Origin of the sequence: Phormidium tenue FACHB-1050 (assembly GCF_014696925.1) — a bacterium.
GTDB lineage: Bacteria > Cyanobacteriota > Cyanobacteriia > Pseudanabaenales > Pseudanabaenaceae > Pseudanabaena.
Genome location: NZ_JACJQY010000062.1, coordinates 1 through 21,953, shown reverse-complemented (window position 1 = coordinate 21,953; position 21,953 = coordinate 1). Strand labels below are relative to the sequence as shown.

Here is a 21,953-nt window from a genome sequence, read left to right as displayed (position 1 = left end):
CTTTAGTAATGGTGATCGCCGTAAAGCATAGGATAATAGGCTTGAATTCTCAGGAGAAATAACCGTGAAGATCGGCGTACCAAGTGAAATCAAAGATCGTGAGTTTCGAGTGGGAATGACACCTGCGGGGGTAGCAACATTAACGGCGCGATCGCATCAAGTTTTTGTAGAAACAAATGCTGGGGTTGGCTCTGGGTTTAGTGATCAGGAATATATCCAAGCAGGTGCGACAATTGTGGCGACACCACAGGAAGTTTACGCCCAAGAAATGGTGGTTAAGGTTAAGGAGCCTTTGCCTAGTGAATATGCATTGCTCCACAAAGAATTAATTCTGTTTACTTATCTGCATCTTGCCGCCGATCGCCTACTAACAGAAGCATTAATCAAGTCTGGCGCAACCTGTATAGCTTACGAAACAGTGCAATTAGATAATGGTCAATTGCCTCTACTAGTGCCGATGAGTATCATTGCAGGAAGATTATCAGTGCAGTTTGGGGCGCATTATCTGACCAAGCAGCAGGGTGGTAGTGGTGTGTTACTGGGCGGTATTCCGGGGGTGAAATCTGGGCATGTGGTGGTGCTGGGTGGTGGTGTAGTTGGCACTGAAGCCGCCAGAATGGCGATCGGTTTAGGGGCAAGGGTAACGATTTTAGATGTCAATCTCAATCGTCTTGGTGAATTGGAAGCTCTCTTTGGTTCACGGGTGCAGTTGTTATATAGCAATGCTAGTAATATCGCCGAGTCAGTAATATCTGCTGATCTCGTCATTGGCGCGGTGTTAATCACTGGCAAACGCGCACCGACCTTAGTAAAACGTGAACTTGTCCAAAAAATGCGATCACATTCTGTGATTGTTGATGTGGCTGTCGATCAAGGTGGTTGTATTGAAACAGTACGAACTACCTCCCATACATCTCCTGTCTATGAAGAAGAGGGAGTCTTGCATTATGGTGTGCCAAATATGCCGGGGGCTGTACCTTGGACGGCGACGCAAGCTTTGGTTAATGCCACGCTTCCCTATACTTGCGCTTTAGCGGATTTTGGTTTGGCAGCCATTGAACGCGATCGCACTTTGGCAAAAGGTGTCAATGTTCAGAATGGTCAAATTGTTTATGCGGCTGTTGCTGAGGCTTTTCCCGATCTGCCAAAAGCCTAGTGTATAAAGCCTAAAAGCGTCGCCAAGCAACGTTTTTAGGCATAGAGCAACCATGCAAATTTACCAATACCGAAGCCAAAATATAAAGCGATCGCCGTTACGAATAACAAAATAGAACCAGTCATCAATAGGTAATCAGGGGTTGTTAAAGCTGACTCATGCAGATAGGTGCGATTAGAACTACCTGAAAAAGCTTTTGATTGCAAGACAATTTCTAACTTTTGAGACTTTGAAAGGGAATTTAAAATCAAAGGGACGGCAACTTTGGCATAGATCTGTGCTTTTTTGAGCCATCCCATTTTCTCAAAATTTAACCCTCGTAAGCGCTGCGACTCAATGATTGATTGCACTTCCTCCAATAAAAGAGGCACAAATCGCAAGGTCGATGAAAAGATAAATACTACTTTGTAAGGGATTTTGGCACGTACCATTCCAACTGTCATTTGATTAACATCGGTGGTGAAAATTGCTAATGGAATTACCAAAATCATCGTTAGCGTTTTAAAGACAATATTCAATCCATAAAGCGTTCCTTCTAAACTCATTTTTGCATTTCCAACTAACCACCAAGTTTGTGGCAAGCTTAACAGGGTGGTTAGTTCCGTTTTATGCGTCAGTAATTTAACTTGTTCCACATTAAAAAATCCCATACTCAAAATCAGAAAGATATAAAAAGGAATCATCACTTTTAAAATATTTCCTAAATAATTGAGTCTGACTCCAGCTAGAAGGCAGAAAGAAATTACACTCAGCATCAAAATGCCACCTGCGATCGGGCTTTCCCATAAAAAGGCAAGAATAGTAACAGAGAGCATCACCACCAACTTAGAGCGAAAATCTAAGCGGGTAAATAAAGATTCATACTTAACGGTTTGGAGTTTCATATTCTAAACTGGCAATGGAGTAAAACAATTGGCAAATTCTGTGGGGGTAATTAGAGGATAGTCGCGATCGCACAAAGTACTCAGCTTTTGCGATAACATCACTGATTGTGGCGGCGTGAGATAGGTGGACTCTAGCAAATCAGTTTGATGATAGGCTTGGCGTAGTGGCGCATCTAGCAAGATTGTTCCTTTTCCCATCACGATCGCGCGATCGGCATAGTCGGGCATTAAGTATAAATGGTGCGTAATCACAATTACGGTTTTTCCCATTTGATGCAGTTGCCGACTGACTTCTAAAATCGAAGAAGCACCCTGATAGTCTTGTCCTGTGGTCGGTTCATCAAAAATGATAATCTCAGGATTCATCGCTAATAGCGCCGCAATCACGATGCGTCCGCGTTCTCCCTTTGGTAAGGATAATGGATGGGCATGACGTTGTTCCCATAATTGCATAGCTTTAAGACTACGTTCGGTTTCTTTCTTTACTACATCGGGAGCGTAACCAAGAAATGGCAAAGCAAAAGAGACTTCTTTCTCAACGGAAGTATTAAAGATTTGATTGTCAGGGTTTTGGGCGAGATAACCGATGGATTGAGCAAGATCGCTGACGGATAGATCTTTAGTATTGCGATCGCCTACTAATACTTTCCCTGATGTGGGTTTTAGCAAATTCAGGAAATGCTTAACAAGGGTGCTTTTGCCTGCACCATTCTGTCCGACAATTAGCACATATTCACCCGCATGGATGTCTAGTGAGATATTTTTGAGAGCTTCCGTACCATCGTCATAGGTATGTTGGAGATTTTGGACTGAGAGAACGGGTGGTCTATTGCTACGATTCGGACTTGCAAATACTGGTGGATCATTAGGTTGAATTTGCGATCGCAGTGCATTTAAAGCGACTATTCCCGATTCCAAAGTAACGGGAATCTGCGGAATATTAATCCCTTTATGCTGAACTTGGCTAAAAGCTTGAGCAACTTCGGGCGGACGGAGTTTATTTTGTTCCAGTAAATCAATCTGTGCATAGATTTCTTCGGGAGTACCGACGGCTAGCAATTTCCCATTTGAAAGTAAGGCAAGGCGATCGCAAAATTCTGCCATTTCTTCCGCAGCATGGGAAACCATCACGATCGCCACGCCGAGTTCTTCTTTTAATTCCCTAACTGTAGCAAAGACTTCTTGGGAACCTATGGGATCGAGTTGCGAAGTGGGTTCATCAAGAATTAGTAAATCAGGTTGTAATGCTAGTGCGGCGGCAATGGCTAAACGTTGTTTTTGACCACCCGAAAGCTCTTGTGGATTCTTCTTCTCAAATCCTTCTAGACGGACTGATTTTAAAACTATGGGAATCCGTCGCAGGATTTCTTCACGGGGGACACAGAGATTTTCGAGGGCAAAGGCGATCTCATTTTCCACGGATGTAGCGGTAATCTGGATTTCGGGATCTTCAAAAACTATGCCTACATGACGCGCTAGCTCACTGACAGGATGTTCAAGGCTGTCTAATCCTGCGATCTCAATTTTGCCAAAAAAACGTCCACCGTAAAACTGGGGAACGATGCCAGTGAGGGCAAGACATAGGGTGGTTTTCCCTGCACCTGTCGCCCCAATGATGCCTAAAAATTCTCCTTTGTTAATTGTTAGCGAGATATCTTTTAAGACTGTCTCCTTGGCGTTGGGATAGATATAGGAAACTTTGTCTAAAACGGCGATCGCTTGCATATAGTTGTTTTAAATAACTTGTAGACGGGCTTCGACTTCGCTCAGCCCTCGGTGTAAGCTAGCTGAGCGAAGTCGAAGCTGTAGTTTTTATTTGAATTATCCATAATTTCGAGGGTTGGGCAATTTAATAAGGAACCGATTTTTGATGGCACGGCTTTGCCGCACCATCAAAAATCTTACGGAGAAGTCCTTACATCGGACAAGATAACTCACCAACTTTGCGAGAAAAGAGCATATTTTCGCGGTAATCAACAGGGCAATCGATAACGGCTGGTACATTTTGTTCGAGAGCTTCCTTAAGTGTAGGAATCAAGTCCATTGTCGAAGTGACGCGATAGCCTTTAAGTCCCATACTTTCAGCAAGTTTCACAAAATCAGGATTACCAAATTTGATGAAGGCTGATCGACCATAATGGATTTGTTGCTTCCATTCGATCAGTCCATAACCACCGTCATTAAAAATAATTGTCACAAAGGGCGTACCGATGCGGGTTGCAGTTTCTAATTCTTGCATATTCATCATAAAGCCACCGTCACCTGTTACGGCCACAATCTTGCGATCAGGATTGACCAGTTTTGCCGCGATCGCTCCCGGAATCGCAATCCCCATCGCCGCAAAACCATTGGAAATAATACAAGTATTAGGGCGATCGCAATGGTAATGCCTTGCCATCCACATTTTATGCGCTCCTACATCAGATATCACGATATCCTCAGCAGCCATGACTTGCCGCAGATCATAGATGATCTTTTGCGGCTTAATCGGAAATCCTTCATCATGGGAATACTGCTCATAGGTTGCCAGAATCTCTGGACGCAAGGCGATCGCATGAGGTTCAGTCATTCCTGTGCGATCGCAACGGTGCATAATCTCGACCAGTGAATCAGAAATATCACCTACAATTTCTACCTGTGGCATATAGCTGCTATCGACTTCTGCCGTTAGCTCCGCAATGTGAATAATCGGAATTGTGCCTTTGGGATTCCATTTCTTGGGTGAATATTCGATTAAGTCATAGCCAACGGCGATGACTAAATCCGTTTCATCAAAAGCGCAATTAATCACATCCCTCTGCTGGAGACCGATTGACCAAAGCGCTAGAGGATGGCGGTAGGGAATTACCCCCTTACCCATAAAGGTATTTGCCACAGGAATATTTAAGCGTGTTGCAAAGTCAGTCAACGCTTGACTAGCTTTAGATCGAATTGCACCATTACCCACCAAAATTAAAGGATTTTTTGCCTGCGCGATCAGCAATGCTGCTTCTGATAGACTGCGATAAGATGCATACATCGAATTGTGATCGCCTTTAATTAATAATGGTTGTCCTGTGACTTCCATGTCGGCAATATTTTCTGGTAAGTCAATATGGACTGCCCCTGGTTTCTCAGATTTCGCCAGTTTAAAGGCTTTACGCACAATTTCAGGGATGATACTAGGGCGCACGATTTGGGCATTCCACTTGGTTACAGGCTCAAACATGGCAACTAGATCGAGATATTGATGGGAATTAGTATGCATCCGATCAGTTCCCACTTGCCCCGTAATGGCAATCAATGGCGCACAGTCTAAGTTGGCATCGGCTACCCCCGTCATCAAATTTGTGGCTCCCGGCCCCAGCGTCGATAGACATACCCCCGGTTTACCTGTAAGTCTGCCATAGACATCTGCCATGAAAGCGGCTCCCTGCTCATGGCGAGTAGTAATAAATTTAATTGATGAGTTCTCAAGGGCATTGAGAACCGCCATATTCTCTTCCCCCGGAAGACCGAAAATATATTCTACGCCCTCATTCTCTAAGCATTTGACTAATAGTTCTGCGGTTTTCATGGCTTCCTCACAAATTTAAGTTTGGATTCGCACGATTCGCGTGCGAATCCAAATAGGTTTTACTTAATCCAAATAGTTTTAATATTCACAAATTCGCGAATACCTTCGATACCTAGCTCACGTCCAAAACCCGATCGCTTGATTCCCCCAAAAGGAATACGCGGATCGGACTTGACCATACCATTTACAAAGACTGCACCCGCATCGATTTGTTCGATCGCTAATTCTATTTCCTGTTGATCGTTACTCCAAAAGCTTGCCCCCAATCCAAAATTAGTGCTATTGGCAAGGGCGATCGCCTCAGTGAAATTCTTCACCCGAAATACCGAAGCAACGGGGCCAAAAAATTCTTCTTGATAGGGTGGCGCACCCAAAGGAATATCCGCCAAAATTGTCGGCGCGTAGAAATTACCTTTCTCTTTCACGCGATAACCCCCAACTAAGACCTTTGCGCCTAGATCCACACTGGCTTTCACCTGCAAATCTAGCTCTTTTAAAATTTGTGGTGTCGCAAGGGGCCCAACATCGGTTTCAGGTTGCATCGGATCGCCTACTTTCAAAGCTTTGAATTTCTCGACAAATTGGGAAATAAACTGATCAGCGATCGCCTCTTCGATAATAAAACGCTTCGCCGCAATACAGGTCTGTCCATTATTCATTACCCGCGCTGTTACTGCGGTATTTACCGCCAAATCTAAATCCGCACTTTTAAGCACAATAAATGGATCACTGCCCCCAAGTTCCAAAACTACTTTTTTGAGATGATGCCCTGCGATCGCGGCGAGGCTCTGTCCCGCAGGTTCGCTTCCCGTCAATGTCGCTGCCTTAACCCTCGCATCGGCAACTAGTCCCGCTACGCGATCCGCCCCAATCAACAGACTTTGAAATGTACCTTCAGGTATGCCCGCAGCATGGAAGACTTCAGCGATCGCTAAAGCACATTGCGGCACATTAGAAGCATGTTTGAGCAATCCCACATTCCCTGCCATCAGCGCAGGTACAGCAAAGCGAAACACTTGCCAAAATGGGAAGTTCCAAGGCATTACTGCCAAAATGATTCCCAAAGGTTGATAGCGAATGATCGTGCGGCTAGCATCGGTTTGGGCAGGAGTATCCTCTAAAAATTGGGGCGCATGTTCGGCATAAAAGCGACAGAGATTGGCACATTTCTCGATTTCGGAGACCGCACTTTTGAGAGTTTTCCCCATTTCAAGGGTCATGATGATTCCCAGTTCAGTTTTCTTCGCTTCCAGAATGTCGGCGGCTTGGTGCATCCATTGAGCGCGATCGCGAAAACTCGTGTGTTTGTATGTGGCAAAGGTGTGATCGGCGAGTGCTAGCTTATGTTCGAGTTGCTCATCTGTCAAAGGCTCAAAGGTCTTTAACACTTCTCCCGTTACAGGATTTATTGATGCGATCGCCATGATCTTTTCTCCATTCCTGAGCAGCTACATCAAGCTCAAACTCGCCATCGGTAAGCTTGAACTCGCTATATCTGTATGTATTAAGATCTTAATCCTTGCGATCGCTAAATATACCGATAATTCAACTTAATTTACGATTTATCACGATTGAAGTTCATCAAGATGGCAAGATTTAAGAGGTAAGGATAGGCGGCGCTTTGTCCTTACCTCCAGAGCAATACCAAATCTTTAGATATAGAAATTTAGAAAACTTCATCAACAGTGATTGCTACCCCTAAGCTTTCAATCAGAATTACTTCACCTTTGCTATAAATTTTGATCTGTTCATAATTATTCTGATTGGGGGATTTATAAACTTCAAATACCTGCTCTTCGATATTGGCAATCCATACTTCAGGAATTCCTACTTTGGCATAGAGTGGAACCTTAATATCGTGATCGTATTTCAAGGTGGAATCGGAAACTTCGATTAACAAGAGAACATCATCAGGCGTAGGGATACTTTCGGTATAGCAATCATCGCGTAAATGTAAGATCGCTAAATCTGTTTGTGGTTCTGACTTGTCATTTAACCTAATTGAGTTTTGAATCGAAATTATTGATTGATCAGAGATACGTGGTGACAGAACTCGGCTTAGTCGGTTAATCGTACCAGCATGTTTTGCTCCAATCGGTGACATCTCAATAATTTCTCCTTCAATTAACTCTGTGCGTTGCTCTATTCCTAAGATTCCAAATTCTGCCATTTTGTAATACTGCTCAACAGTTAGACGATACTTAGCTGGTGTAGGTATTGCGGCAAGTTTCGTTGTTACAACCATAACGTCCTCTCAATTTCTTCTTCTAGGATACCAATAAGCAAAATTTGGGATAGCGATCGCTAGGTTAAAACAAAAAATTGCAAGAATGTGTTCCTTGGGGACGCATTCTTGCAAATACTAATTCACAAAAGTTGCCATACTTTCGTGAACTAAAAACCAAATCCAGTAAGGGTTTTAAAAGCACACAATGGCATAGCCATTGTGTGCTTTGGCACGAAAAATATCTTTACAATAAAGAATCTTACCTAAAATCCTTGACCTTATACCATAGTATAAGGTCTAAGCTTGTAACTGTTGGATGGAAAAAGCAAAGATGTCAATGCTGCAAGTTGGTGAAGTCTCTCGCAAATTGGGTTTAAATCCTCAAACGCTTTATTTCTATGAGCGAATTGGCTTAATTCCCTCTCCTCTTAGAACTGAGGCGGGATATCGCTTGTTTAGTCAAGAAGATGTAGATCGCTTAGCTTTTATCACCCAGACTAAGGCGATGGGTTTGAGTCTGGATGATATCAGAGAGATTTTGGCAGCCAAAGACGGAAAGTTCCCAGCTTGTCAGGCTGTACATGATTCTCTTCTTAAAAAAGCCAGAATGATTGAAGAGACAATCCAACAACTGCAAATACTACATGACGAACTTTTGCCACTGATTGATCACTGTAGACAACATATCGAATGCCAAGATTGTCCGAATTCACAGGAATCTTGTGCTGATACAGATGATCCGCGTCATGGGTTCCACCAATCTTGTAGCGCTTGGCAAGGACGTACTGAAATGTCTTCAGGAATCGAGCAATAAATAAGCTCCCTTATCTCCATAGTGGTTTTGATTTTCAAGTAGGCAAAATCAAAAGTCCTGTATCAAAAATATTAGTTGTAAATCATGACCAGACTATTCTCAGATATTCTCTATCCATCTAGTGACAATAACTCTAAACCTCTAAAATTAAGTTGGCCAGCAATCATATTCTTTGCGGTTTTCCACTCTTTGGCTCTATTAGCTCCTTGGTTCTTTTCATGGTCAGCTTTAGGTGTGACTCTGATATTGCATTGGTTTTTAGGAAGTATTGGTATTTGTTTGGGATACCATCGTTTGCTGAGCCATCGGAGCTTTCAAGTCCCTAAATGGCTAGAATATGCGATCGCCCTAGTCGGAGCCGCCGCAGTTCAAGGAGGTCCAATCTTTTGGGTAGCTGGGCATCGCTTACACCACGCGCATACTGAAGATGTAGAGAAAGATCCTTACTCGGCTCGTAAAGGATTTTGGTGGAGTCATATGTTGTGGCTGTTCTACCCTAAAGAAGAATTCTTCAATCCAAATTTGTACCGCAAATATGCTCCTGAAATGGCTCGCGATCCTTTCTATCTATGGCTAGATAAGTACTATCTACTATTACAAATTCCTTTAGGAGTTGCGTTATATCTCCTCGGTGGTTGGTCTTATATCATTTGGGGAATGTGTGTACGCTCAGTTTTACTATGGCATAGTACTTGGTTTATCAACTCGGTTACGCATATGTGGGGATATCGCACGTTTGAGACTAATGATAATTCACGGAATCTGTGGTGGGCGGCGATCGTTACCTATGGTGAAGGCTGGCACAATAACCATCATGCTTATCCTCATGTCGCCAAAGCAGGTTGGCGTTGGTGGGAAGTTGATGTCACTTGGTGGGCTATTCAATTGCTCAGGAGCTTAGGCTTAGCCACAAAGGTAATTATGCCTCCTGCACTTAAAAATTAAAATAAAAACTAAAAAAGGTGAGATGCTTTGCATCTCACCTTTTTTTATAGGAATATACCAAAACAGAAAATGGCGTAGCCATTTTCTGTTTTGGTATAAGATCTTGCTAATAGGAGCGTTTTTGAGAGATTTTATGCTTAAGCTGGCGATCGCTTATTTAAGAGTATTTTTAAGAGCCTCACTAATTTTTTGTCTACTGAGCTGTCCCATTCTTCTAACCTTTGACAGTCCAGTTCAAGCTGGTAAATTCATGGCTTCTCTAGTCTTTGATACTGCGAGTAACCCAGTTGAGGTTGCAGCTATCTATGAAACTTCCTATTCAACGCAAAAAACTCTTGTGAAGTCTTTGAAAGTCAGCAATAAGCTCATGAAAAAAGCTACGGGGTTTAAAGGATTTTCTCTGCTCCAAAGTCAAGATGGTAAACAAATAGTTGCGCTCTCTCAATGGCAAGATCTACCTAGCTATCAGGCTTATGTCCCACCTTTAGCCGCTGACTTTAGTAAGTCCAAAAGTGCTGAGGGCTTAGCTGCACCTCCTGCTCCTAGTCAAACTCTCATATTTGAAGTTGTCAATGCTCAGACGGCGATCGCAGGAGCGACCCCAGCCCTTCGTGGTAAAGAAGCCGTTGTCCGATTGACTCAATTAACTCCAAAAAGTCCTGAACTGCGATCGCAGGTTCTGACTAGCATGGAAGAGATGGTTCCCTCTATTCTGGAAAATCAGCCGATTCCGCAGTCAGTGCTCTTGTTGAAGAGTTTGGATAGTGATGATTTGGTATTGATGACGAATTGGAATTGTAGTGCTATGTTTGAGGATGTCGGCAAACCTGAAGCGATCGCGCTAAGCAGTGATTTAACGGAACTAGTGGACAATAAACAGAACATTTATAACGTTACCAGCATTATCCCTGCGGAAGTAAAAAAGGCTAAAGAAAGCAAATAAAACTGGTAGGTCTAAAATGAGCTTTGTGGACAAAGCTCATTTTAGAAGCTTCATTTAATCTTACAGAGATAATAAAGCCACATATCAATGTTGTCGCTTAACTCTTGTGGTGTTGTGAGTTCTAAACCACTTTTCCAAGAATACATTGTGACATTGCCAAAATCTGCTTTTAATTGATTGAGTTGCTCTTGTGGTCTGATGTAATACTGCTTTAAGCGGAAGTTGTGCGATTCATCTTGAATAATTTCATGGTTAGAAGATTTGATCTGCTTCGGGGAAATGGAACGATTAAAGAAGCGCAGAATCCCCCACATGACCAAGTTAACATAGGTAGTTAGAGGATTTAAGCTGATCTGTTTTCGCCAGTTAAATTCTTGTTCTAGCCCTTGTAAACTATGGCTTGAGAAAAAGAAGTAGCCTCCCGACTTCCCAATTCGGCTGACTTCTTGCAATACCTGTAATCGATCTAAATGGGAAAGAGCATCAAGTCCATTAAAGCTAAATAAAATAAAGTCGAAAGAATTATCTGCAAACTGACTCATATCTCTAGCATCGCTCACTGCAAACACTCTTGACTGAGAAGATGATGGAGAAAACGGTGGAAAATGTTTCTGGCAAGCCGTAATCATCTCTTGAGAATAGTCAATCCCCACATATTCTTGAACAATTCCAGAAAAATGTTGAGTAGTACGTCCTCCCCCCACACCAATATCCAGCATTTTCATACCCGCCCATTCGTCGCGTAGGAGATCGAGAATGGTTTGTTCAGCAGGTTGTAGTTGGCATAACTGGCTATAGTGTTGAACAATCTCACGAGCTGTATAAACTTGATGATTATGCTCAAACATAAATCACTATGTGTGAAGGAGCAGTCTGGAAGGTTACTTGCATTTAAAAGCCAAAAATAGTCAGGCTCATCAACATACCATTTTGAACGCTACAACTATCGATGCGATCGGTGATAATTAATCTAAGCAAAACCATTGGAGAAATAACAATGACTGTTGCAACTACCAAAAAAATGACCTTTGAGGATTTCCTCAAATATAACGACGGGACTGATGCTTTATATGAGTTAGAAAATGGAGAACTAATTCCTGTGTCTTCGGAAAGTGACATCAATCAAATAATTGCTGTATTCTTATTAATCTATTTTTCTCAAATAGGTATTCCCGCAAATCGCCTCAGAATAAAGGCTGAAATAGCGGTGCATAGTCAACAAGTAAATGTACGAGTCCCTGATTTGATGGTTTATTCTGAAGAATTAGCGATCGCAATGCAAGGAGCAACCCGATCGCTGATATTGCTAGATATGCCACCACCATTGTTAGTAGTTGAGGTGGTCAGCCCTAATCAAGCAAGTCGAGATTATCGTTATAAGCGCACAGAGTATGCGGCGAGAGGTATTGCTGAATATTGGATTGTCGATGCGATCGCGCAAAAGGTGACGGTATTGGAATGGGTGGAAGGATTTTATGAAGAGAGAGTTTATGAAGGTGAGCAAGCGATCGCTTCGCCGCTATTTCCCATTCAGTTAACGGTTGCTCAAGTTTTACAAAATTGTTAATGGTTGGCTATAGCTGCGATCGCGAAACTATGGCGCAAGCAATGCAGGAATGTTTAGCTTCGTTTTGAGTTTATGCGGATTGTGTAGTGAGATCGGGCTAGAAGTCATTTTTACTTTTGTTATGTCGTGTTACCCAGAAAAATTCTGTATAACTCACCTAGTCATGAGATTTCAACCAGAAAAATTCTGTATAGTATGCAAAATAGTTGTGTTATCCAGAAGCTTTCTGTATAGTCAATATAATCAATGTAACTACACAAAGACTTTCAGTATAACTACTAGTTAGCCATCAAGCTCTGTGAAGTCAAAAGTTTATAGTTTAAGTGCCATCTTCTTCTACTTTTTTTCAGGTACTTGTTATGAGATCATTGTTTAAAACTTTTGGTAAACAACAAAAGGAAAAACCGAAAAAAATTGTATCAGATCTCATTTATTTTACTAGAAGATGTGGAAAATCTAGCCTTTCTTTATCAGGTTATGAGCTTACTTCGATACCACAGGAGATGAATACCTTACACCAAATCCAAGCTCTTGATCTTTCTAATAACAAACTAAACCAAATTTCTGAAGGTCTTGAAAACCTGTTGAATCTTGAAATTCTTAATCTTTCTGGAAACGATTTTTCTGCTTTTCCAAAACCGTCAAGCTTGCCACCAAATCTAAAGAAAATAATTCTTCGTCAAAATAATATAAGAAGTATTGATTTACGTGATTGGTCAATATTGGACAAGCTTTTATATTTAGACTTAGAAGACAACGAAATCACAAGCTTTTACTACTCAAGCTCTACGCAAGGTGAACTGAGAGAAGTTAACTTACGTGGTAATAAGGTTACAGATTTGTGGATTGAAAATAATCCTTTACTTGAGTCCTTGATCCTAAGCCATAATGGGATTAGAAGTTTAACAACGAATTTCTCATCCTTGCATTCACTTAAGCGCATTCTTCTTGATCACAATTCGTTGAGAGATATCCCCCAATTCGTTTTTGATGCTCCCAATGTAGAATTTTTAAACCTATCATCTAACAAAATCCACTTACTATCTCCAAGCCTGACAAGCCTCCTTTCATTAGAAAGACTTCTCTTAAATGAAAATGAAATATCTGAATTACCTTTAAGTATTTCTCGACTATCTAAACTAGAGGAATTACAAGTATCAAAAAATAAAATTAAGTGTCTGCCAGCAGAAATCAGTCGCCTGTCCAAATTAAATGTTATCGAAGTTTATGAGAACCCAATAGAAACGCCTCCCAAAGCAGTAGTAGAGCAAGGTGGTTTGGCAATTCAACTATTTCTGCGTGAAATTGATAGCCAAAACATCGAAGGCTACGACCATAGACTTTGGACATCAAAATTGATGATTGTTGGGGAGGGTGGCGTTGGCAAAACATCCCTTGTAAAAGCTCTTAAAAAAGAAGCTTATAATTCTACTGAAGATACTACCCATGGAATAAGGATAGAGACTATTGAACTTCCGCATCCTAGTGATTCGTCCATTGAGATGCACCTAAATATTTGGGATTTTGGTGGACAGCAGATTTATCACGCAACACACCAATTTTTTCTAACAGACAACTCAATATTTTTATTTGTTTGGAATGCAAGGACAGAATTTAATCAGGGCAGGCCTTACTACTGGTTAGATATGATTACTGCTAATGCTCCAAATGCTCCTATCATCTTAGTCTCAACTCATTTAGATCAAAGAAGAGATCAAATCCCCTTGGATTACTTGAAAGAAAAGTACCCTCAGATCACATTATTCTTTGAGATTAGTAACCTTGATAAACGAGGTATTGATGCTCTAAGGGAGCATGTACAGGACTTAGCCTCGAAATTACCGCTAATGGGAAAACCATGGCCGGCAAAATGGGATGATGTAATAGTCGCACTACGTACAAATCCTGAAAAAGTAATTAGTCGGCAAAAATTTAGACAAATATTTCATGAATTTGGTCTTGACAAAGAAACATCAGAAATTCTTGCAAAATATTTAAATGATTTAGGTGAATTGCTCCAGTATCCTGAATCGCCTATCCTCAAGGATCTTATTATTTTGAAGCCACAATGGATTAGCGAATATATCAGTAAGATTCTCACAGCCGACACAGTTATTGATAGAGGAGGTATGTTGACTCAAGAGGAAATTTCTAAGCAGTGGTATGATATAGATAAACAAACCCAAGAGCTATTTCTAGAACTAATGGAACAATACGATTTAGCCTATCGTATTCCTAATGATTCTATTAATAGAGCTATAGTTGTTGAGCGACTTAGCCCTGATCGACCAGAAGGTTATTCGAGTTGGCGACAACTTCTTGAACGCAAAGATTTAGGAAAGATTGAACTCGAATACAAATTAAGTTCGATGCAACCAGGTATTCCAACTTGGTTTATCGCAAGGACGCATCGTTTTTCACAAGGAATCCATTGGCGGCGAGGGGCAATATTTGCCGATAAAGACGGAAAGAACTATGCCTTAGTTGAAACTTTTGAGCAGGAAAAACTTATTCGCCTTACAGTACTTGGCAGCAGCCCTCATAACTTTATGTCCATTCTTAAAGATGGTCTTGAGTATACGTTTGGTCGCTACCCAGGTATGAAAGTGGACAGCTTTGTTCCTTGCCCTGAAGAAAATGAAAGCTCTCCCTGTCAAGGAAAATATCTTTATTCAAATCTTGAAAATGCGCTTCTTCGCGGGCGAGAAACACTTACATGTCAATCCTGTTTTTCTGATGTCCAAATCAACCAATTACTTTTCGGTATTGGAGGTTCTACAGTTGAGGTAATCAATAAGATTGACGAAAAACTAAGTGCTATCAATCAATTGCTTCCTGATGATATAACAATTTCTGAGAGCAGTTATGAGAGTTTTGGAAGGCTGGAAATTCTCATACGCCGAATGCACCAAAATATAGAGGATGTAGTAACTAAACAAGTAGAAACGCAAAATACTGAGCTTAGGAAAGTTAAGCTTCTTTTGGAGGGATTTGTCGATCATTTTGAACTTTTGCATCGAAATTTTGCAATCCAATTTAGAGAGTTACAGTCTAGGGAAGACTCTCACTGTCCAAGTACTTTTCTCTTTAAGGGAATAGAAAATTCTAGCGATTGTCTCAACAACTCACTAGAGTTACACTTGTTTTGTCAATGTCCTAAACATCTTCACCCCGCGACTTTTCCAATTGAAGGTGATGAAGAGTATCAGCCATACATTATCAAACAACCAAAACAATGGCTTATCACAGTATTTCCTTACATTAATGCCATGATTCAAGTAATGAAGTATGCTCCTCTTATTCCTATTAGCCCGTTAGAAAAGCCATCAGAACTAATGGCTAAATGTCTTGAACATATGGAATTAACTATGGAACAAGTAGAAAAGTTGGCTGTAGACTCGAAAGTTACAGTTGATATTTCATACAACAACCCATCTAAAGTTGACGGTGCACAACTTAGAGAGATGCATAAACTTCTTAAGAGCTTAGATCCCAGCAATACTTGGCAAGGATTGAAAAAGAAATTTACCCCTGAAGGTCATTACTTGTGGCTTTGCCCTTACCACCATAAGCATTTTGATGAAATTTCCTAAAATGTAAAGATTTTTAATATTTTTTGCCCTACATTCCCCTTACTTACCCAAATGGGACACCCTAGTTTCCACCCCTGTGCAGAGGACGAAAGAAAACGAGCGGGAAGCATAGGTTATCTGTTGAACATGACTGAGAACATTATATCAAACCGATGAATCCGAAAAAGACATCTGTATGAATCCAAGATTTAGGCGATCCAAAATACTTTGCTTTGTTGATGAGTTACGAGAAGTTATTGATGCTCGCTTTCAGGATGCGTCTCGCCGCAAAGACAAATAATTATTAAGCGATCGGGGCGTAACACTTCATTGGAGCGGACAATAGTAGAGATTTTAGTGTTTAATTGATAGACGAACTAGAGTGGCTAAGTTAAGCTGATTGACTGATCTTATACGCTCGTCAAATCTATATTAATCTTCATCCTTTATAGTATTCTACAGAATGCATAGATAGAGTAGTGCAGTAAGAAACTTTATGTCTAGACAAAAAATTGCTAGGGTAGCGATAGGTTTCTGTTTAGCAATCTGTCTAGAGCCAATAATTGTAGCTCAGGTAACAGTCAGGGCTGATACACATGACCTTTTAGCTCAGGTTTCATCCCCAGACCTCACTACAGAGCCAACTCCAACTCCAGAGCCAACTCCAGACCCAGAGGAAACTCCAGACCCAGAGGAAACTCCAGACCCAGAGACAACTCCAGACCCAGAGACGACACCAACACCAACACCAGAGACGACACCAACACCAACTCCAGAGACGACACCAACACCAACTCCAGAGACGACACCAACACCAACTCCAACTCCAGAGACGACACCAACACAAACACCAACACAAACACCAACACAAACACCAACACCAACTCCAACACCAACACCAACTCCAACACAAACTCCAACTCCAACTCTAAAGCCCACTCCAACGCAGACTCCAACGCAGACTCCAGAAGCAACATCTCCACAAACATCGTCTTGGTGGATATTAGTAGCAGTAGGGGTAGTAGGTATCGGTGGCGTGTTAGTTTATCGAGGGCTGCGCCCCAAGAGGCTGCCCCCCAAGGTGAATGTGTACTTGAAAACTACACCCCACATGCGAATTAGTGAGCAAGCGGTGATTCGAGACCAGCCTTTGGATACATCCATTTCAGAAAGTCACATCCGATTCCAACCATTTAAACCCGAAGGGAAACAGTTGGTGACTAACTCAGTACCACTTTTTAGCTCTATGCCCAACGTTAGTATTCAACTTACGACTAAACTTGCCGTAAGTGAACTAATGGTTTTGAGTGAGACAGATTCTAAACAAAACGCTACCCGATAAGTACTTACCATGGATACTACACAACAGCCCACTACCGAGACATCTACTATGCAGTCCGTTGCTGACCATGACCAAGCATCTGCTCGTCCAACGATTGCAAACTTTTTCCGAGCGACCCTATCAACCGTGTCCAACAATGAAACATTTAAACAGGTCAAAACTAGTCTTCAACAAGAGGCTAAAACGGTCAAAATCCTCCCTGACACCTTTAACAACGAGTTTTACGAAACGGTCTTTCTATTCGTCTTAAAAAAGCTAGATGAACTCATTGCGATCGATATTCCCAAAGATATCTTGGCGGAAGCGTGGAGTAAATACAAGGCTCTGCAAGAGTACCTAGATGAGGAAAAATACCCACCAGAAAAGCTTTTCAAGGTTGTGTTAATGTTAGAGCAAACCATCAAAGCAGAGTATGAACCTTCGTTTAAGCCTGTCGTAGACGTTTTGGGTAAAACAATCGAACTAGAAGAGTTCAAGTTTCCGATTAATTTGGAAATTGTCGTCAAGGCAGGTGAAATTGGTATTCAAAGTGGAAAAATTGTCAACTTGTCAGTTGGGTCTTGCTCTATCACAGGCAACATCAACTGTAAATATGGCGAAGGAATCGAAGGGCTACTGGTGCAGAAAAAAGAACCGCTAGAACTCAACCAAGTCTATTCTTTTAAAGAAGGTATACCCATCAAAACTCTGGAAGAGATCACTAAATCCATGCAGTTCTGGAAGCAGAAAACTGAGAGCGAGTCAGGCGAATCTAGAGCATAGTACCTCTAGCATCAGAACCAGAACTAGCATTTGTATACTCATCTTCAGAACGAACGCGATGATGCTTATCCCTACTACAATTCCTTGTTAAATAGCCTCAACAGCTTTTGTGCTGCACTTGAACTACAATTCAAATATTAATGAACAGGAGGTTGAGCAACGCTGTCTATTTCTAGCCAAGGTTTAGTAAGCAAAAATGGGTTCATTTCGCTATTGAGTTCGGAGAATTTATTGGCGATCGCTTTCAGGATGTGTTCCGATGCAAAAAAAATTATTAGGTGATCGCGTTTAAATACACTGGTAGCGATCTCCTTCAATTTTTGGACATGCGATCGCACGAATAAATAAGCACTCTTGCTGTAATGCTCATCTTTAGCGGTCTAATCAGCAATAACAGCACGGAATGGATAGAACTTGTAAGCAATTTAAAATCGATAGGCTAAGAACGGAATCAGCATTTCAGCACGGGTCACACCGCCATGAATACCTATGAGCGTCGTTTGACAATCCTCTGGTTTCGTCTCTCCCACATGCTGAAAACAAGACCAGCCATTTTGGGGAATTAAAATCAAATCTCCTATGCGATCGCCCATTTCCTCAGTAGGTGGCTGTTCGGGTAACCCAAATAATCCAAGATGAATTGCTTTATCTTTGGGAATTGCTAAAAACCGATCTCTCAAATGAGTCTGAATATAGGCGATCGCTGATTCTTCTTGTCCCGATCTAACATGCAAAAATCGAGCTTGCGACTCACCCGTTGCGGTAGCACACAGACATTTCGTTAACTCAGGATGGTGATTCAACCACAGCACTTTATCTGGATCAATCATCCGTTGTCCATGATCAGCGACCAGTAATAACACAATGTCCGATCGCCCTCGCAATGGCTCGAACAACTCCCGCTTCAAGGCAAAATCTAACGTTGCGACCTCGGCTCGGTAACAATCACTGAGAGGACCATACCGATGGGCAGCACTGTCTAAATTCGGAATATAGATGTGTGTAAAACTCTTGGGTTTCTCTTGAAGGCTTTTCTCTTGAAGGTTGAGCAGTCGATTGCGAAGATGAACAAATCCATCGCTCGCCGTCAGATAATCAACATACCCTTTTTTACCCGCTTGTGCACCGCCCGTAGTGAATCGACTGACGCTAGTTCCTCGAAAGTTGCGCCAGTTGACAATCCCCACGTCCACCCCAGCATCCTCCAAGGTCAAATATAAATTCGGGACGGGGACAAACGTGTCTGGATTAAGTTGTGAATCTGGATAGGGGGTCGATGTCGGGGATAAGCTTGGTGTCCACCGTAGAAAATTGACAATACTTCCCACTTCTCGGACATAGGCTCTTGTCCCCATGATGCCATGTTGGGCTGGAGCGTGGGCAGTGGCGGCGCTGGTGAGAGCAGTGGCGGTGGTGCTGGGAAAAACCGAAGTCGCAGGGATGAAAAAAGCTTGGGGACTCCCGCAGGCGATCGCTAGACCAGGGGCATCACCGTCTGCCATTACCGTTTGGAGTTGATCGTAACCAAAGGCATCCATGATCAATAGAACCACATGGTTGATCTCATCCTGCTGTTGCCAAGCCTCCCACGCCTCGGTCACGGCTGGATTCTCCAACAGCGATGGATTGAATGGCGGCAACGTAGCGATGGAAGCTGGCATCTTATCGATCCCCAACCAATGCATCGCTAAGGCAGGCACATTCGCCAGTCCCAAGCCATCATAGCTAGGACGGACCGTTTCTGCTTCCAACAATTCAGGCGGTAGCGATTGTCTTTCGAGCAAGGCGTTTTCAGCAATGGCGGTCACATTGGGAAACGAAGAATTTGCCATGGGTATTTTCAGAATGGATTCACCATGTTGACCATTGTAGCGCGATCATCTCCGCCCCTAATCTTTACGCCACTAGCTAAAAAGTAGTAACGTAAAATACTTAAAACCCCCTAGCTTTCAATTCAGCACCAATTTTACGATTATACTCTAAAAATTCTTTTTCTGCTCTTTCCTTATCGCCTTCAATATTTGGATCAAAGGTATAACTTTCACGATAGGTATCCAAATAACTATATTTCCCATCGCTATCAATCCTGACATGGGTCATACCCGCTTCAGGATGACTTGCCAAAAAATCAAGACAAACCTGATGATGATCATCTGCATTTAATACATAGGTGATTTGCCATCCCGTTCTCCCTTGATTAATGTTTCCCTTGGGAGGAATAGGATTAGGTAACTCTATATTTCCGAATGGTGCAAAATATTCTTTGAAAGTATTGCTAATAATATCTAAAGTCATAGCTAGTAATGATTATGGTTTACGTATATTCATAGAAATGGGAAGATCAGCGATTAAAACCTAAGCCACTTGAGTCAACACAACCTCCTTATAGCCATTAGCAGAGTCCTCAATGGCATCAATCTTAAACTGGGCATTAGGTAAAAGCAAAACCTCAGATTCGCCCGCACCAGAAATCTTATTAATATCCTTGCCAAACTTAACATTCATTTTTAATAAAATCCCCACTCTTCCCTGTGCCCTAGAGTTAGCTTCTGCAAATCCCTTCGCAGTACGTATATCCCTTGATGTACTTGAAAAGCTGGGGAAATTAATAGTTTGCCCCACCTTGTCTTCATATTGCGCCCTAAATTCTGACTCCGACAATCCCAATCCTCTAAAACATTCCTTCACGATATTTGGTAATTTCTTTAAACCTGAGACAGCCACATCTGCGTGCATATGCGCTTCTTCCTTAAAGCGTGCCTGCTCATCATTACTAAATTGATCAAATGTATTTTTATCCCTAAACTTCTCAGGCATTTCATTAGTATCAGAATCACTATGCATGTCTAAATACTTAGAAAGTTGATTATTTAGCCAAGCCTCATTGTCAGCAATGATCGGGTTTATGTAAATATACTCATTACCTGCATACATCCGAATCGCTCTCATCTCCCCTTCTAGTAGTCCGTATTTTTTCGCAAGATCAGCGGCTGGATGCTGGGATTGATCGTCCGTAGCTCTGTAATCTTTTGAGCCTGGCGTTAGAAACTGAAACTTATTGTCCTTAAGATCCTGATTATAGTTTTCGGCTCTCGCTATTGATGCCTGTTCAGCGATTACCGACTGTAGCAACTCGTCAATAAGAGCCGTTTTCTGGCGACCTTTCTTCGTTTTTGTATATTTGTGCTGTGCTAACCAAAGTTCCGCCTGTGTCTTCAAAAAATTAAGCATATTTGCTTCAATTTTTGGATCATTGATTTTCCAATATTCCTTTAAAACCAACTTAATTCTTTGTAAGGTACTCAAGCCCTCTTCTGTAAAGGTTGAAGCAATTTTGGCTTTTGTGGATACCATACCTGATAGTTTTTCAGGCTTAAAGTCAATTTTCCTTTGGATTGATTGATTACTATCTTGCTGAACAACATGAGTGAGTTCGTGAGCAATCAACTCTTGACCTTCTTTACTCTTGGGGTTGTAAGCCCCTTGACGGAAGAAAACATCTTGACCAGTAGTAAAAGCCTTCGCTTGAATTGATTGATTTAATTGATCTGACTGAGCATCAGTATGAATCTTCACCCCACTAAAATCAGATCCCATCACCTGCTCCATTTTTGTTTGCAGATTGGGATCTAAAGGCTGTCCGCTTCCCCTTACGTTTTGAATAGAGGATTCAAGATCTTGAGAAGCATCACCAACAGCAATATTTCCACCACGTCTTTGGACGAGCGACTTCATTTGTAATTCTTCATTCTCTTCCTCCATAGACTCTTGCCTTTGGATTGTAGAGATTTCAGACTTCATCTGAAGTTGATCTTCATCTTCTATCGATTCCTGTCTTTGGACAGATTTTTCCTGTGATGGTGCATTAATTTGCTTAACGACTTTTGTGGCTGTGGCATCTGCCTCTTTTTCATATTTGTCGTTTGGTGCTCCAATGTTGAGCTTAGCTTGGATCGCTGTACTCATTCTCTGAGCACGAACTGCCGCAAGTCTTGTATAGGGTTTGCGTTGAATTAGTTTAGTAGATTGTTCTGAATTTGATGAGGAAATTAATTTATCTAATAGGTTTTCTGATGAATTTCTTGTAATTGCTCAACGTAGGAAAATTGACAAAAAGGCAAAAGCTGATAAATTAAAGAAATGAAGGAACTACCCAACCTAAAAGACCTAACAGACGAGGCAAAA

The 21,953-nt window shown here is 41.7% G+C and carries 19 protein-coding genes; 9 read left to right on the top strand and 10 right to left on the bottom strand.

The window, feature by feature from the left end; translation table 11 throughout:
• Positions 1-64 precede the first annotated feature (64 nt).
• A complete protein-coding gene (gene ald / locus H6G05_RS23125; protein ID WP_190582007.1) occupies positions 65-1,156 on the top strand; it encodes an alanine dehydrogenase in 1,092 nt (363 codons plus the stop codon).
• A gap of 35 nt (positions 1,157-1,191) precedes the next feature.
• On the opposite strand, the gene H6G05_RS23120 is transcribed toward ald, so the two are convergent.
• The 4 genes from H6G05_RS23120 to H6G05_RS23105 all read right to left on the bottom strand — a co-directional run bounded on the left by H6G05_RS23120 (position 1,192) and on the right by H6G05_RS23105 (position 7,020).
• A complete protein-coding gene (locus H6G05_RS23120; RefSeq protein ID WP_190582005.1) occupies positions 1,192-2,040 on the bottom strand; it encodes an energy-coupling factor transporter transmembrane component T family protein in 849 nt (282 codons plus the stop codon).
• A 3-nt stretch (positions 2,041-2,043) separates the two neighbouring features.
• Complete coding sequence (locus H6G05_RS23115) at positions 2,044-3,765, bottom strand: ABC transporter ATP-binding protein (protein WP_190582003.1); 1,722 nt, start codon at positions 3,763-3,765, stop codon at positions 2,044-2,046.
• A gap of 190 nt (positions 3,766-3,955) precedes the next feature.
• Positions 3,956-5,596, bottom strand: coding sequence for an acetolactate synthase large subunit (locus H6G05_RS23110; RefSeq protein ID WP_190582001.1), 1,641 nt, complete (start codon positions 5,594-5,596; stop codon positions 3,956-3,958).
• A gap of 59 nt (positions 5,597-5,655) precedes the next feature.
• Complete coding sequence (locus H6G05_RS23105; protein WP_190581999.1) at positions 5,656-7,020, bottom strand: NAD-dependent succinate-semialdehyde dehydrogenase; 1,365 nt, start codon at positions 7,018-7,020, stop codon at positions 5,656-5,658.
• Between H6G05_RS23105 and H6G05_RS25715 the strand changes: the two genes are divergently transcribed.
• Positions 7,019-7,150, top strand: a complete 132-nt coding sequence (locus H6G05_RS25715; protein ID WP_277874784.1) for a hypothetical protein — start codon at positions 7,019-7,021, stop codon at positions 7,148-7,150. The two genes, H6G05_RS23105 and H6G05_RS25715, sit on opposite strands and share 2 nt — an antisense overlap.
• 112 nt (positions 7,151-7,262) lie before the next feature.
• Here the strand turns inward: H6G05_RS25715 and H6G05_RS23100 are convergent, their stop codons facing one another.
• Positions 7,263-7,841, bottom strand: coding sequence for a Uma2 family endonuclease (locus H6G05_RS23100; RefSeq protein ID WP_190581997.1), 579 nt, complete (start codon positions 7,839-7,841; stop codon positions 7,263-7,265).
• Between the two features lie 298 nt (positions 7,842-8,139).
• Here H6G05_RS23100 and H6G05_RS23095 point away from each other — a divergent pair, with 298 nt between their 5' ends.
• The 3 genes from H6G05_RS23095 (at position 8,140) to H6G05_RS23085 (ending at position 10,525) form a co-directional block, all read left to right on the top strand.
• Positions 8,140-8,637, top strand: coding sequence for a heavy metal-responsive transcriptional regulator (locus H6G05_RS23095; protein ID WP_242025768.1), 498 nt, complete (start codon positions 8,140-8,142; stop codon positions 8,635-8,637).
• Positions 8,638-8,721: 84 nt separating this feature from the next.
• Complete coding sequence (locus tag H6G05_RS23090; protein WP_190581995.1) at positions 8,722-9,582, top strand: acyl-CoA desaturase; 861 nt, start codon at positions 8,722-8,724, stop codon at positions 9,580-9,582.
• A 121-nt stretch (positions 9,583-9,703) separates the two neighbouring features.
• Positions 9,704-10,525, top strand: coding sequence for a hypothetical protein (locus H6G05_RS23085; protein ID WP_190581993.1), 822 nt, complete (start codon positions 9,704-9,706; stop codon positions 10,523-10,525).
• 50 nt (positions 10,526-10,575) lie between these two features.
• On the opposite strand, the gene H6G05_RS23080 is transcribed toward H6G05_RS23085, so the two are convergent.
• Positions 10,576-11,373, bottom strand: coding sequence for a class I SAM-dependent methyltransferase (locus H6G05_RS23080; protein ID WP_190581991.1), 798 nt, complete (start codon positions 11,371-11,373; stop codon positions 10,576-10,578).
• A 149-nt stretch (positions 11,374-11,522) separates the two neighbouring features.
• On the opposite strand from H6G05_RS23080, the gene H6G05_RS23075 reads away from it, so the two are divergent.
• The 4 genes from H6G05_RS23075 to H6G05_RS23060 all read left to right on the top strand — a co-directional run bounded on the left by H6G05_RS23075 (position 11,523) and on the right by H6G05_RS23060 (position 17,768).
• A complete protein-coding gene (locus H6G05_RS23075; protein WP_190581989.1) occupies positions 11,523-12,092 on the top strand; it encodes a Uma2 family endonuclease in 570 nt (189 codons plus the stop codon).
• A gap of 359 nt (positions 12,093-12,451) precedes the next feature.
• Positions 12,452-15,685 (top strand): COR domain-containing protein, encoded by a 3,234-nt coding sequence (locus H6G05_RS23070; protein ID WP_190581987.1) that lies wholly within the window; start codon positions 12,452-12,454, stop codon positions 15,683-15,685.
• Positions 15,686-16,160: 475 nt separating this feature from the next.
• Entirely contained in the window at positions 16,161-17,006 is an 846-nt protein-coding gene (locus H6G05_RS23065; RefSeq protein ID WP_190581985.1) for a hypothetical protein, read from the top strand.
• 9 nt (positions 17,007-17,015) lie between these two features.
• Complete coding sequence (locus H6G05_RS23060; RefSeq protein ID WP_190581983.1) at positions 17,016-17,768, top strand: hypothetical protein; 753 nt, start codon at positions 17,016-17,018, stop codon at positions 17,766-17,768.
• A gap of 137 nt (positions 17,769-17,905) precedes the next feature.
• Here H6G05_RS23060 and H6G05_RS23055 read toward each other — a convergent pair whose 3' ends face one another.
• The 4 genes from H6G05_RS23055 to H6G05_RS23040 form a co-directional block, all read right to left on the bottom strand.
• On the bottom strand, positions 17,906-18,106 hold the full coding sequence (locus H6G05_RS23055; protein ID WP_190581981.1) for a hypothetical protein: 201 nt from the start codon (positions 18,104-18,106) through the stop codon (positions 17,906-17,908).
• An 87-nt stretch (positions 18,107-18,193) separates the two neighbouring features.
• Entirely contained in the window at positions 18,194-19,600 is a 1,407-nt protein-coding gene (locus tag H6G05_RS23050) for an alkaline phosphatase family protein (protein WP_190581979.1), read from the bottom strand.
• Between the two features lie 100 nt (positions 19,601-19,700).
• Positions 19,701-20,063, bottom strand: a complete 363-nt coding sequence (locus H6G05_RS23045; protein WP_190581972.1) for a hypothetical protein — start codon at positions 20,061-20,063, stop codon at positions 19,701-19,703.
• A gap of 60 nt (positions 20,064-20,123) precedes the next feature.
• Complete coding sequence (locus H6G05_RS23040) at positions 20,124-21,734, bottom strand: eCIS core domain-containing protein (RefSeq protein ID WP_190581970.1); 1,611 nt, start codon at positions 21,732-21,734, stop codon at positions 20,124-20,126.
• Between the last annotated feature and the right edge of the window lie 219 nt (positions 21,735-21,953).

Excerpts from the sequence above, each read along its gene's own strand:
- H6G05_RS23120 (WP_190582005.1), bottom strand. The coding sequence starts at position 2,040 with ATGAAACTCCAAACCGTTAAGTATGAATCTTTATTTACCCGCTTAGAT.
- H6G05_RS23115 (WP_190582003.1), bottom strand. The coding sequence starts at position 3,765 with ATGCAAGCGATCGCCGTTTTAGACAAAGTTTCCTATATCTATCCCAAC.
- H6G05_RS23110 (WP_190582001.1), bottom strand. The coding sequence starts at position 5,596 with ATGAAAACCGCAGAACTATTAGTCAAATGCTTAGAGAATGAGGGCGTA.
- H6G05_RS25715 (WP_277874784.1), top strand. The coding sequence starts at position 7,019 with ATGATCTTTTCTCCATTCCTGAGCAGCTACATCAAGCTCAAACTCGCC.
- H6G05_RS23105 (WP_190581999.1), bottom strand. The coding sequence starts at position 7,020 with ATGGCGATCGCATCAATAAATCCTGTAACGGGAGAAGTGTTAAAGACC.
- H6G05_RS23100 (WP_190581997.1), bottom strand. The coding sequence starts at position 7,841 with ATGGTTGTAACAACGAAACTTGCCGCAATACCTACACCAGCTAAGTAT.
- H6G05_RS23095 (WP_242025768.1), top strand. The coding sequence starts at position 8,140 with ATGGAAAAAGCAAAGATGTCAATGCTGCAAGTTGGTGAAGTCTCTCGC.
- H6G05_RS23090 (WP_190581995.1), top strand. The coding sequence starts at position 8,722 with ATGACCAGACTATTCTCAGATATTCTCTATCCATCTAGTGACAATAAC.
- H6G05_RS23080 (WP_190581991.1), bottom strand. The coding sequence starts at position 11,373 with ATGTTTGAGCATAATCATCAAGTTTATACAGCTCGTGAGATTGTTCAA.
- H6G05_RS23075 (WP_190581989.1), top strand. The coding sequence starts at position 11,523 with ATGACTGTTGCAACTACCAAAAAAATGACCTTTGAGGATTTCCTCAAA.
- H6G05_RS23070 (WP_190581987.1), top strand. The coding sequence starts at position 12,452 with ATGAGATCATTGTTTAAAACTTTTGGTAAACAACAAAAGGAAAAACCG.
- H6G05_RS23065 (WP_190581985.1), top strand. The coding sequence starts at position 16,161 with ATGTCTAGACAAAAAATTGCTAGGGTAGCGATAGGTTTCTGTTTAGCA.
- H6G05_RS23060 (WP_190581983.1), top strand. The coding sequence starts at position 17,016 with ATGGATACTACACAACAGCCCACTACCGAGACATCTACTATGCAGTCC.
- H6G05_RS23050 (WP_190581979.1), bottom strand. The coding sequence starts at position 19,600 with ATGGCAAATTCTTCGTTTCCCAATGTGACCGCCATTGCTGAAAACGCC.
- H6G05_RS23045 (WP_190581972.1), bottom strand. The coding sequence starts at position 20,063 with ATGACTTTAGATATTATTAGCAATACTTTCAAAGAATATTTTGCACCA.
- H6G05_RS23040 (WP_190581970.1), bottom strand. The coding sequence starts at position 21,734 with ATGAGTACAGCGATCCAAGCTAAGCTCAACATTGGAGCACCAAACGAC.